Here is a 12,133-nt window from a genome sequence, read left to right as displayed (position 1 = left end):
GCGCGCTCCGCCGCTGTCATCCGTGCCCGAAGTGGGGGCGGCCACCACTGGTCGCGACGTGCAGGTCGTAGGCGGTCTCGGCATGGATGACCAGGTCGACGCCGGCGACCTCGTGCTCCGGGTCCACCCGGAAGCCGACGGTCTTCTCCAGCACCCACACCAGCAGCGCGGTCATGGTGAAGGAGAACACGAGCGTCACGCCCGCCGCCACCAGCTGCTTGCCGAGCAGGTGCGTTCCTCCGCCGTAGAAGAGGCCGTCGACGGCGGTCACCGAGGACGAGGCCAGCAAGCCGATGACGACGGTGCCGACGAGCCCGCCGACGAGGTGGACGCCGACGACGTCGAGCGAGTCGTCGTACTTGAACGTGTACTTCAGGCCGACGGCCAGCGCACAGATCGCGCCGGCTGCGACTCCGACCAGCATCGCGCCGATCGGGGTGACCGCGCCGCAGGACGGGGTGATCGCGACCAGGCCGGCGACCACGCCGGAGGCGGCGCCGAAGGAGGTGGCGTGGCCGTCGCGGTAGCGCTCGACGCCGAGCCAGGCCAGCAGGCCGGTGCAGCCGGCCAGCAGTGTGTTGACGAAGACGATCGCGGCCGTGTTGTCCGCCGCGAGCGCGGAGCCGGCGTTGAAGCCGAACCAGCCGAACCACAGCAGGCCGGCACCGACCATGACCAGGGTCAGGTTGTGCGGCTTCATCGGGTCGCGCCCGAAGCCGACCCGGCGACCCAGCACGAGCGCCGCAGCCAGTCCGGCGGCGCCGGAGTTGATCTCGACCGCCGTGCCCCCGGCGAAGTCGAGCGCACCGAGCTTCCCGGCCATCCAGCCACCGCCGAAGATCCAGTGGGCCACCGGGGCGTAGACCAGCACCGTCCACAGCCCTGCGAACAGCAGCCAGGTCCCGAACCGGGTGCGGTCGGCGATCGCACCCGCGATCAGGCCGACGGTGATCACCGCGAACAGGCCCTGGAAGGCGGCGAACAGCGTGATCGGGTACGACGCCTCCGGGTCGGCCTCGAGCATCCCCTTGAAGCCGAAGAACTGGGCCGGGTCGCCGAGAAGACCGCCGCCGATGTCGTCGCCGAACGCCAGCGAGTAGCCGACGACGACCCACACGACCATGACGACGGCAAGGGCGCCGAAGACCATCATCATCATGTTGAGCACGCTCTTGGAGCGGACCATGCCGCCGTAGAAGAACGCCAGGCCCGGCGCCATCAGCAGGACCAGGGCGGCCGCGGCGAGGAGCCAGGCGGTGTCACCGGCGGCCGAGGGGGGCGCGGCGACGAGCAGTGGATCGAGCACTCGGACACTGTGAGGTCCGAATGTTTCGCGCGTGTAACGCGTCTCCCGACAGCGGTTACACGCCCGTGAAGCCGGGGTCCGCCGCGTGGGCGGACCCCGGCTCGGGGTTCGTCTGACTCAGAGTGCCGCGGCGTCCGTGTCGCCGGTGCGGACCCGCACCACCGACTCGACCGGGCTCACCCAGACCTTGCCGTCACCGATCCGGCCGGTGTGGGCCGTCTTGGTGATGATCCCGACGATGTCGGCCGCATCGGCGTCGTCGACGACGATCTCGATCCGGATCTTGGGCACCAGCGCGATGTCGTACTCCGCGCCCCGGTAGACCTCGGTGTGGCCCTTCTGCCGGCCGTAGCCGCTGACCTCACTGACCGTCATCCCGGTGACGCCGAAGGCCTCGAGCGCCTCCCGGACGTCCTCCCACTTGTGCGGCTTGATGACCGCGGTGACCAGCTTCATGCGTTTACCTCCGAAGGGGTGGTCGACGACGTGCTCAGGAGCGAGGTACGACGGGCGGCACCGCCGCCGGTGGTGAGATCGTAGGCCGCCTCGCCGTGCTCGGCGAAGTCGATCCCGTCGACCTCGTCCTCCTCCGGGAGCCGCAGGCCGATCACGGCCTTGATGCCGAGGCCGACCACGAGGGTCGCGATCGCCGACCAGACCATCGCGAACGCCGCGACCAGGACCTGGACGACCAGCTGCTTGGCACCACCGCCGGTGAGCAGACCACCGTCATTGGAGGCGAGGAAGCCGACGCCGATCGTGCCGATCAGGCCGCCGACCAGGTGGACGCCGACGACGTCGAGCGAGTCGTCGTACCCGAACCGGTACTTGAGGCCGACCGCCAGGGCGCAGACGCCACCGGCGACCAGGCCGAGCACCATCGAGCTCCAGGGCACCAGGTTGCCGCAGGCCGGGGTGATCGCGACCAGACCCGCGACCGCGCCGGAGGCGGCACCGAGGGAGGTGGCGTGGCCGTCGCGGATCTTCTCCACGAGCAGCCAGCCCATCATCGCGGCGCAGGTGGCCAGGGTGGTGTTGAGCCAGACCAGGCCGGTCTCGGTCGTGTAGTCGTCGAGGTTGACGATCGAGCCGACGTTGAAGCCGAACCAGCCGAACCACAGCAGGCCCGCGCCGATCATGGTCAGGGTCAGGTTGTGCGGCTTCATCGGCTCCTTGCCGAAGCCGAGCCGCCGGCCGAGCAGGAGGGCGAGCACCAGGCCCGCGACACCGGCGTTGATGTGGACCACCGTTCCGCCGGCGTAGTCGATCGGCGCGACGGAGGCGCCACCGTCACCGGGGAAGACCAGGTCGGCCAGACCGTTCTCCACGCCGCTGAGGAAGCCGCCGCCCCACACCATGTGCGCCAGCGGGAAGTACGACAGGGTCACCCAGATCGGCAGGAACACCAGCCACGCGGAGAACTTCATCCGGTCGGCCACCGCACCGCTGATCAGCGCGGCGGTGATCACCGCGAAGGTCAGCTGGAAGGCGACGAAGACGTAGTTCGCGGGATCCGTGCTCTCGAGGCCGAACTGGTTGAACGGGTTGGAGAAGAGCTTGCCGATCTCCTTGCCCGTCGTACCCCCGGCGGTGGCGAACGTCGTGCTGTACGACATCGACCAGCCCCACAGGGCGTACACGATGCCCACCACGCCGAGGGCGCTGAAGGACATCATCATCATGTTGAGCACTGACTTGGTCCGGCTCATGCCGCCGTAGAAGAGCGCCAGGCCAGGGGCGGTCATCAAGAGGACGAGCGAGGCCGACACCAGCATCCAGGTGTAGTAGCCGTTTTCCATGCCCGAAGACTCGGCGGCGCAGGTTTCGGCTCGCGCGACCGGATGTTTCCGGCTCGTAACGGGTGCCGCACGGCAGTTACGGGCCGATGAACCCCGCCGCGGACGTGAGGCGGGCCACACTCGCCGGTGACGGCGAGGCGCCGTCGATCAGCCGAGGAGCGCGTCGACGAACGCGGCGGCGTCGAACGGCGCGAGGTCGTCGGGGCCCTCGCCCAGGCCGACCAGCTTGACCGGTACGCCGAGCTGGCGCTGCACGGCGACGACGATGCCGCCCTTCGCGGAGCCGTCGAGCTTGGTGAGCACGATGCCCGTCACGTCGACGACCTCGGAGAACACCTTGGCCTGGATCAGGCCGTTCTGCCCCGTGGTGGCGTCGAGGACGAGCAGCACCTCGGTGACCGGCGCCTGCTTCTCGATGACGCGCTTGACCTTGCCGAGCTCGTCCATCAGGCCCTGCTTGTTCTGCAGCCGGCCCGCGGTGTCGACGACGACGGTGTCCACGCCGCGGTCCACGCCCTGCTTGACGGCGTCGAACGCGACGCTGGCCGGGTCGCCGGCCTCGGGACCGCGGACGACCTCGACGCCGACCCGCTCACCCCACGTGGCGAGCTGCTCGGTCGCGGCCGCGCGGAAGGTGTCGGCGGCGGCGAGGAGCGCCGTGCGGTCGTCGGCCACCAGGATCCGGGCCAGCTTGCCCACGGTGGTCGTCTTGCCGGTGCCGTTGACGCCGACCACGAGGACCACGCCGGGGGCGTCACCCTCGCCGCTCACCCGCAGCGAGCGGTCCATCGTCGGGTCGACCAGGTTGATCAGCTCCTCGCGGAGCACGGTGCGGGCGTCCGGCGCCTGGCCGCCCTCGACCCGCAGGCGGGTGCGGAGCCTCTCGACGAGCTCCTGGGTGGGCGCGACGCCGATGTCGGCGGCGAGGAGCAGGTCCTCGATCGCCTCCCAGGTGTCCTCGTCCAGCTTGTCGCGGCTGAGCAGCCCGAGCAGGCCGCGGCCCAGCGCGTTGGACCCGGCGAGCCGCTGACGCAGCCGGACCAGCCGCGAGGCCGGCTTCTCCGGGGTCTCGAGGGCGGGAGCCGCGGGCTCCGCGGGCGTCTCGACCTCGGGGGTCTCGACCGCGACGTCGGGCGCCTCGGTCCCGACCTCGGGGGCCGGCGGGGCGATGACGTCGGTCGTCGCCTCCGGGGCCTTCGGCGTACGACGGACCCGGGTCCCGACGAAGCCGGCGATCGCGAGGACGCCGACGACGGCGACCCCGATGACGAGGTAGAGCCACTCCTGCATGCGGTCATCCCATCACGCCGCCCGCCCGACTCAGAAACGGGCGGCCCCGCTCAGCTCGACGCTGGCAGGTCGACGCAGGCAGGCACAGGGATCAGCCGAGACGCTGCAGGTCCCGCTCGTCGTCGGCCAGCACCGGAGCCGAGTCGACGGCACGCCCCAGGGCGTCACCGAGCCACGGGACGAGCGGCATCTGCTCGCCCCGGCCGGGGTAGGCGACGTAGAGCGCGACAACAGCAGAAACGGCGAGGCTCAGGATCACGGCGAGCGCGACGAACAGCACCTTCGACTCCTCCGAGTAGGGATCGCTGCGGGGCAAACGGTGCCCTGATCCTACGTCGCGCCTCCAAGCCGCCCAGCGCTGGGCCAACGCGCGCCCGCTCCCGCCCGCGGACGCGCGGATGCTAGCGTCGAGCGACGGACAGCAAGGCGACGAACAGGGACGAAGAGGGCAGCAGACCGTGGAGCCGGAGATCCTTGCCGACAGCGCGCGTGAGCCCTCGCAGCTCCGCGAGGAGCTGCACACCTGCCGCCTCGAGCTGGCGGCCCTGCGCGAGCAGCAGGAGATCGACCGCGAGCTGCTGGCTACGGCCGCGCGCGCCGAGGAGCAGCTGATCAAGCTGTCGCTGGCCGTGGACACCTGGCTCACCAAGCGCGAGCGCCGGTCGCGCTGGTGGGGACCGCTGCGCAGGTGGCTCGCTCCCGAGATGCCGACGCGCTCGGAGCGGGCGGACCTGGCGCTCATCACCAGCTCGAACCTGTTCGACGGCGCGTGGTACCTGCGCACCTATCCCGCGGCTGCGGGCAGCGGCGCCACTCCGGCCCTGCACTACCTGCGCCGGGGCGCCTGGTCGGGCAAGGACCCGGGCCCGGACTTCGACACCCGTGCCTACCGGCGCCAGCACCCCGAGCTCGGCGCGGAGGTCAATCCCCTCCTCCACCACCTGCGCTCACAGCGATGACCCCTGAGCAGTTCACCCGAGCCTGGCACGCCCTGGTCAGCCGCTGGGAGACCCTCGCAGCCGACGATCGCAAGGCCGCCGACGGCCTGCTCGCCGACGCCGTCCGCAACGGGCTGCCTTCGCACGCGGGCGACGCGCTTCCCGAACCGGAGGCAGAGGTGCTGCTCGCCTGCGAGATCGAGGTGATCCGTCGGGCTCGTGCGATGAAGCCCCGCCGCTATGCACGCGCCAACAAGGAGCTCAAGGTCCTGCGCGACGAGCAGATGGATCCCGTCGAGCACTTCTGCCGGATCGGGTGGCGCTGGCTGCGCAGCCCGCGCCCCGACTTCGACGTGTGGTGGTACTGGTCCGAGCATCTCGACCCGACCCACGACGCCATCAACCCACTGCTCTTCCACGTGCTCGTCGGCCGCCGCGCCGGTCTCCCGACCGCTCCGCCCCGGGTCGCTCCGCGCACGGGCGTCCTTCCCCCCGCCTCGGGCCCGCGCCGGATCTGCCTGTACGCCGCCTACGACGCCGACGGCATCGTCGACGACTACGTCCTGCACTACCTGCGCGAGCTGAGCCGGCACGCTGACGTCTACTACCTCGCCGACGGCGTGATGCCGCACACCGAGCTGGCGAAGCTGGCCGAGGTCACCGTCGCGGCGTGGTCGATCCCCCACGCGCGCTACGACTTCGGCTCCTTCTCGCTGCTCGCCACCGAGCTCGTGGGCTGGGAGACGATCGACCAGTACGACGAGCTGATGTTCGCCAACGACAGCTGCTACCTGCTGCGCAGCCTCGACGAGACCTTCGCGCGGATGGATGCCCGCGCCGCCGACTGGTGGGGCATGCAGGCCACCAAGATGGACTTCTCCCGCCACGAGGGGCACCTCGCCCCTGTCCCGCTCGACGAGGGCAAGCGGTTCCACACCGAGCTCGAGGACTGGAACCCGCACTACCGGATGCACCTCAGCTCCTACTTCCTGACGTTCCGGCGGCCCGTGGTCGCCGACCCGGGCTTCCGCCGCCGGTTGGGCGCCGTGGTGAGCCAGGGGCACAAGGAGCTGGTGATCCTCAAGTACGAGATCGGGCTCAGCGACTACCTGATCAAGGCCGGCTTCGACTTCGAGACCTTCGTCCCCGACCTCTACCCGTTCCACCCGCTCTACTCGGCCGACTACTTCGAGCTGGTGGCCCGCGGCTTCCCGCTCCTCAAGCGGAACTTCATCGGCGAGAACGTCGGCACGCCCGACCTGGGCCGCTGGAAGGAGCGCGTGCTGGCACAGGTCCCGGACGCACCCGTCGAGCTGTTCGAGCGCAACCTGCACCGCGTGGCCCCGGCCGACAAGCTGGACCGGACCAGTCGGGTCCACACGCAGCTCAACGGACTGGTCGACTTCCAGCGGCGGCTCAACAAGAAGGAGTTCCGGGTCGAGAGCCGGGTGTCACCCCGGTTCGACCACTGGTGGGCCTTCCCGGTCGCGCCGGGCGAGCCCTCCTTGACCGGCAACGAGCGCGCGATCTTCGAGGAGGTCCGGCACGACCCGTCGATCAGGAAGATCGTGCTGACCCGATCCCGCACGGTGGACCTGACCGGCGAGAACGTCGTCACGGTGCCGCTCGACAGCCGGGCCGGGCAAGAGCTCCTCGCCCGAGCGGGGCAGGTCTTCGTGCGACACAGCGTCGACCTGACCTTTCCCTGGGAGCTGGACATGGACCAGCACCGGGTCATCGACGTCGGCGCCGGACTGCCGCGGCCGCGCGCGAACGGCGAGCAGCACCCGCTCTCCCCCTCGCCGACCGCCGTGCGCCGTGGTCGCGCACGGCCTGAACGGCACGTCGTGGTGACCACCAGTGCGCTCGACGCGATGCCGGTCGAGACCCGGGACGGCGTGTCACCGGGCCTCGAGGTGTGGGCGACCGGCCAGCCTCGGCACGCGTTCCTGCTGCGTCCCGAGGAGCAGCTGCCCGCCGACCTGCGCGCCGAGCTCGCCGACCTGCGGGCCCTGCTCGCCGGTCGCCGCCTGGTCCTGTGGCTGCCGGCCGGAGGCACCCGCATCCCCGGCCTCGGGGGCACCGAGACAGCTGCGCTGGCCGACTGGGCGCGACGCACGGGGACGGTTGTCGGCGTCCGGAGCAACGCGGACGGCCACCTCTTCACCGACCTCGACCCGCTCCTGCTGATGCCCCGTCGGTTCCCCGACGTCGAGGTGCTCTTCCGCGAGGCGGACCTGTTGGTCACCGACAACTCGCACTACCTGGCCGACTTCCTGCTCACGGGCGATCCGGTCGTCGTCCTCGATGGCGCTGACGCGGAGCCGGAGCTGCCGGGTCCGGTGTGCCGCACGGGCGCCGACCTGGTCCCGGCCCTGGAGCGGGCACTGGCCGCGCGCACCCCGGACGAGGTCGAGCGCTACACCCGGTGCCGCGACCACCTGGTCGGTCCTGCCGACGACGGCGCCGCTCACCGCGTCGTCGAGCAGGTACGGCGGGCGAGCCTCAGCGATCCGGCTGCGCCACCAACGGTTCGAGTACCGAACGGACGACGTCCGGCAACGGCGTGACCGGCCGCGCGGGGTCGGTGTTGTCGACGTACACGTGGACGAACCGGCCCTCCGCGGACGCCAGCGCGCCCTCGCCCTCGGGGTCGCCCTGGAAGAGGCCGACGCGGTAGATCACCGACGACGTGCCGAGGCGCTCGACCGCCAGCCCCAGCTCGATCGGGCGCGGGTAGCCCATCTCGGCGAAGTAGCGGCACGACACCTCCGCGACCACCCCGATCGCGGGGAGCCGGCGGATGTCGGTGCCGGTCGCCTCGTGGAGGTGCGCGTTGACCGCGGTGTCGATCAGGTCGAAGTAGCGGGCGTTGTTGAGGTGCCCGTAGACGTCGTCGTCGGACCAACGGGTGGTCGCCGTGCGCCAGGCGCGGTACGACGACCGGTCGGGCCGGGTGCGGTCGGGAGCGCTCACACCGGGTTCCCCGCGGCGGCGTTCGCGGAGGAGCGAAGCGGGGGGACGAGGAACGTGGTGGGGTGGTTCATGCCGACTCGTCCCGCAGCCGCTGGCTGATCACCGCCGAGACACCGTCGCCGCGCATGGTGACGCCGTAGAGCGCGTCACCGACCTCCATGGTGCGCTTCTGGTGGGTGATGACGAGCAGCTGGGAGTTCTCGCGCAGCTCCTCGTAGATCTCCAGCAGGCGGCCGAGGTTGGTGTCGTCGAGGGCGGCCTCGACCTCGTCGAGGATGTAGAACGGCGAGGGCCGGGCCTTGAACAGGGCGACCAGGAAGGCGACGGCGACCAGCGAGCGCTCGCCGCCGGAGAGGAGCGAGAGCCGCTTGACCTTCTTGCCGGGGGGCCGGGCCTCGACCTCGACGCCCGTCGCGAGCATGTCGGAGGGGTCGGTGAGGACCAGGCGGCCCTCGCCTCCCGGGAACAGGCGGGCGAAGGTGTGGTCGAAGGCCTTGGTGACGTCGGCGTACGCCTCGGTGAAGACCTGCTCGACCTTCACGTCGACGTCCTTGACGATGTCGAGCAGGTCCTTGCGGGTGGCGCGCAGGTCCTCGAGCTGCTCGGAGAGGAACTGGTGGCGCTCCTCCATCGCACTGAACTCCTCGAGCGCGAGCGGGTTGACCCGGCCGAGCATGCCGAGCGCCTTCTGCGCGGTCTTGAGCCGCTTGGCCTGCTCCTCGCGCACGTAGGGCACCGTGCGGGGCTCGGCGTCGGGGTCGGCCGCCTCGCCCTCGGCGGGCGGCTCGAGCACCGGCACCGGCTGGTCGGGGCCGTAGTCGGCGACCAGGCCGTCGGGCTCGAGGCCGAGCTCCTCGAGCGCCTTGGTCTCGATCTGCTCGATCCGCATCCGCTGCTGGGCCCGGGCCATCTCGTCACGGTGCACGGAGCTGACCAGGTCCTGGTGCTCCTTGCCGAGGTCGCGCAGCGTCTGCCGCACCACCATCAGCTCCTGCTCGCGGCCACGGCGGGAGTCCTCGACGGACTGGCGCCGGGCCGCGGCCTCCTCGATCGAGCGCTCGAGGCGGGCGAGCACGAAGGTGACGGCGGTGGCGACCGCCTGGCCGGCGCGGCCCTCGGCCAGCAGACGGGTACGCCGCTCGGCCGCGCGGGCCCGCGCCTGGCGCTCCGTCTCGGCGGCCTTGCGCATCTGGTCGACCCGTCCGTGCAGCGCGCGGGCGCGCTCCTCGGAGGTGCGCAGCGCGAGACGCGCCTCCATCTCGCTCTGCCGGGCCGCGCGCGTGGCCTCGACGAGGCGCTCCTGCTCGGTGGTGTCAGGCTCCTCGTCGGTGTCCTGCTCGGCCGTGGCGAGTCGCTGCTCGAGCTCGGCGAGCCCGACCAGGGCCTGCTCGCGGGAGGTCTCGGCCTGCGCGATCGCCTCGGTCATCCGCTCGGCCTCGGCGCGGGCGGCGCGGGCGAGCGAGCCGTGCTGGCCGAGCTCCTCGGCGACGGCGGCGAGAGTCGCGTCGGACTCGTGCAACCGGGCGAGGGCGACGTCGACGCGCTGGCGGGCCTCGAGCCGCTCGTTCTCCAGGCGGGCGAGGTCGAAGCCGAGCCGTTCCGCGGCAGCGACGGCCTCGACGAGCGACTCGGTGGCCTCGTCGACCGCGGCCTGGATCTCGATCAGGCTCTGCGTGGCGTGGGAGCCGCCGGAGGCGAAGTGGGCGCCGAGCAGGTCGCCGTCGCGGGTCACCGCGACCACGTCGGCGAGGTCGCCGACCAGGGCGCGGGCGGCGCCGAGGTCGTCGACGACCGCGACCTTGCGCAGCAGCCGGTTGAGCGCGGGCCGGACCTGGGCGGGGCACTCGACCACGTCGACGGCGTACGACGTACCGGGCGGCAACGCCGGCCAGCCCGACGTGGTCTCGGCCTCTCCCCCGCCGAGCAGCAGCCCGGCGCGGCCGAGGTCGTCGTTCTTGAGGTGGTCGATGGCCGCGACGGCCGTGTCGGCGTCGGCGACGGCGACGGCGTCGGCGGCAGCACCCAGCGCGGCCGCGACCGCACCCTCGTAGCCGCCGCGCACCGTGACCAGCGCGGCGACCGAGCCGAGCAGGCCCGAGACGGTGTCGGAGGCGGCGAGCAGCGCGCCAGCACCGTCCTTGCGGGCCAGGCCGATCTCGAGGGCCTCCTTGCGGGCGCTGAGCCCGGCCTTCTCGCGGTCGGCCTGCTGGGCCTCCTCGCGGACCTTGACCAGCCGCTCCTCGATGTCGTCGAGCGCGGCGACCGCGGCCTCGTGCTCGGCGTCGAGGCCCTCCTCGCCGGCGTCGAGGCCGGCGACCTTGGTCTCGAGCGCGGTGAAGTCGCGCTGGGAGCGCTCGGCGCGGGCCAGGGCGTCGGCGCGGGCGGCCTCGAGGCGGCCGATCTCCTCCTCGGCGGCGTGGGCTCGCGAGCGCAGGGTGTTGACCTGGCCGTGCAGGCGGGCGAGGCCCTCGCGGCGGTCGGCGGCGGCGCGGAGCAGCCCGGCGACCCGTCGTTCCTCGTTGGCCGCGGCCTCCTCGGCGCCCCGGCGAGCGGCGACGGCCTCCTCGAGCGCGGCCTGCTGCTCGGTGACCTGCGCGGCGATCTCGGCCTCCTGGGCGGCGAGCCGCCCGGCCTCGGCCTCGATCTCGTCGGGGTCGCGGCCCTGCTCCACCTCGGTCTCGGCGACGCCGGCGGCGTTGCGGACCCGCTCGGCGGCCAGGCTCTGGGTTCCGCGGAACCGCTCGCGCAGGGCGGTCAGCGACGACAGCGTCTCCTGCGCCGCCGAGAGCGCGGGCAGGTCCTCGCGCAGCGCCGCCTCCAAGGTGGCCTCCTGCTCGCGCGCGGTCGCGATCGCGGACTCGACCTCCTCGCGGCGGGCGAGCAGCACGCTCTCGTCGGCGAGCTCCTGCTCGAGGGAGGTCCGGGCGGTCACCAGGTCGTCGGCGAGCAGCCGCGCCCGCGCATCGCGGACGTCGGCCTGCACCGTCGCGGCGCGCCTTGCGACCTCGGCCTGGCGACCGAGCGGCTTGAGCTGGCGCCGGATCTCGCTGAGCAGGTCGTTGAGCCGGTTGAGGTTGCCCTCGGTGGAGTCCAGCTTCCGCAGCGCCTTCTCCTTGCGCTTGCGGTGCTTGAGGACGCCCGCGGCCTCCTCGATGAACCCGCGGCGGTCCTCGGGGGTGGCGTGCAGGATCTGGTCGAGCTGGCCCTGGCCGACGATGACGTGCATCTCCCGGCCGATGCCGGAGTCGCTGAGCAGCTCCTGGACGTCGAGCAGGCGGCAGGTCGTGCCGTTGATGGCGTACTCGGAGCCACCGGTGCGGAACATGGTCCGGCTGATGGTGACCTCGGTGTAGTCGATCGGCAGCGCACCGTCGGAGTTGTCGATGGTCAGCACGACCTCGGCCCGGCCCAGGGGCGGGCGGCCCGAGGTACCGGCGAAGATGACGTCGTCCATCTTGCCGCCGCGCAGGCTCTTGGCGCTGGCCTCGCCCATCACCCAGGCGAGCGCGTCGACGACGTTGGACTTGCCGGACCCGTTGGGGCCGACGATGCAGGTGATGCCGGGCTCGAGCTGCAGGGTTGTCGCGGAGGCGAAGGACTTGAACCCCTTGAGGGTCAGGCTCTTCAGGTACACGCGGTCTCCCTTCGGGGTCGGGCAAGGTGGTTCCGACGCGGGGGAAGCTCGGCAGGCCTCACGTTACCCCGCGGGATCGACGGTTCGCTGCACGCGCCGAGCGGGTCCTCGCGTCGACTGCCGGGTGAAAAGGCACTCGGACCACCCGGCGCCGGTGCTCGGCGGGGGGTGGTCCGTTGTTGTGCACCTG

At 72.0% G+C, this 12,133-nt stretch carries 9 protein-coding genes; 2 read left to right on the top strand and 7 right to left on the bottom strand.

Annotated elements, in window-relative coordinates; translation table 11 throughout:
• Positions 1–16: 16 nt before the first annotated feature.
• The 5 genes from BJ958_RS01315 to BJ958_RS01295 all read right to left on the bottom strand — a co-directional run bounded on the left by BJ958_RS01315 (position 17) and on the right by BJ958_RS01295 (position 4,711).
• Entirely contained in the window at positions 17–1,306 is a 1,290-nt protein-coding gene (locus BJ958_RS01315; RefSeq protein WP_343052525.1) for an ammonium transporter, read from the bottom strand.
• 117 nt (positions 1,307–1,423) lie between these two features.
• Complete coding sequence (locus tag BJ958_RS01310) at positions 1,424–1,762, bottom strand: P-II family nitrogen regulator (protein ID WP_139622495.1); 339 nt, start codon at positions 1,760–1,762, stop codon at positions 1,424–1,426.
• Complete coding sequence (locus BJ958_RS01305; protein ID WP_218865530.1) at positions 1,759–3,105, bottom strand: ammonium transporter; 1,347 nt, start codon at positions 3,103–3,105, stop codon at positions 1,759–1,761. Before BJ958_RS01305 ends, BJ958_RS01310 begins: the two co-directional genes overlap by 4 nt.
• 147 nt (positions 3,106–3,252) lie before the next feature.
• A complete protein-coding gene (ftsY, locus tag BJ958_RS01300; RefSeq protein WP_179724845.1) occupies positions 3,253–4,395 on the bottom strand; it encodes a signal recognition particle-docking protein FtsY in 1,143 nt (380 codons plus the stop codon).
• A gap of 91 nt (positions 4,396–4,486) precedes the next feature.
• Complete coding sequence (locus tag BJ958_RS01295) at positions 4,487–4,711, bottom strand: hypothetical protein (RefSeq protein ID WP_179724843.1); 225 nt, start codon at positions 4,709–4,711, stop codon at positions 4,487–4,489.
• A 142-nt stretch (positions 4,712–4,853) separates the two neighbouring features.
• Here BJ958_RS01295 and BJ958_RS27485 point away from each other — a divergent pair, with 142 nt between their 5' ends.
• Positions 4,854–5,354 carry a hypothetical protein gene (locus BJ958_RS27485; RefSeq protein ID WP_246318990.1) on the top strand — a complete coding sequence of 167 codons (501 nt, stop codon included), beginning with the start codon at positions 4,854–4,856 and terminating at the stop codon, positions 5,352–5,354.
• Positions 5,351–7,903 (top strand): rhamnan synthesis F family protein, encoded by a 2,553-nt coding sequence (locus BJ958_RS01285; protein WP_179724841.1) that lies wholly within the window; start codon positions 5,351–5,353, stop codon positions 7,901–7,903. Before BJ958_RS27485 ends, BJ958_RS01285 begins: the two co-directional genes overlap by 4 nt.
• On the opposite strand, the gene BJ958_RS01280 is transcribed toward BJ958_RS01285, so the two are convergent.
• Both BJ958_RS01280 and smc read right to left on the bottom strand, forming a co-directional pair.
• Positions 7,839–8,309: a thioesterase family protein gene (locus BJ958_RS01280; protein WP_179724839.1), complete on the bottom strand. Its 471-nt coding sequence runs from the start codon at positions 8,307–8,309 to the stop codon at positions 7,839–7,841. The genes BJ958_RS01285 and BJ958_RS01280 overlap by 65 nt on opposite strands.
• 67 nt (positions 8,310–8,376) lie before the next feature.
• Positions 8,377–11,943: a chromosome segregation protein SMC gene (gene smc, locus BJ958_RS01275; RefSeq protein WP_179724837.1), complete on the bottom strand. Its 3,567-nt coding sequence runs from the start codon at positions 11,941–11,943 to the stop codon at positions 8,377–8,379.
• Between the last annotated feature and the right edge of the window lie 190 nt (positions 11,944–12,133).

Origin of the sequence: Nocardioides kongjuensis, assembly GCF_013409625.1 — a bacterium.
GTDB classification, from domain to species: Bacteria; Actinomycetota; Actinomycetes; order Propionibacteriales; family Nocardioidaceae; genus Nocardioides; species Nocardioides kongjuensis.
This window is presented reverse-complemented; position numbering and strand designations above follow the sequence as displayed.

Excerpts from the sequence above, each read along its gene's own strand:
- BJ958_RS01310 (WP_139622495.1), bottom strand. The coding sequence starts at position 1,762 with ATGAAGCTGGTCACCGCGGTCATCAAGCCGCACAAGTGGGAGGACGTC.
- BJ958_RS01305 (WP_218865530.1), bottom strand. The coding sequence starts at position 3,105 with ATGGAAAACGGCTACTACACCTGGATGCTGGTGTCGGCCTCGCTCGTC.
- ftsY (WP_179724845.1), bottom strand. The coding sequence starts at position 4,395 with ATGCAGGAGTGGCTCTACCTCGTCATCGGGGTCGCCGTCGTCGGCGTC.
- BJ958_RS01285 (WP_179724841.1), top strand. The coding sequence starts at position 5,351 with ATGACCCCTGAGCAGTTCACCCGAGCCTGGCACGCCCTGGTCAGCCGC.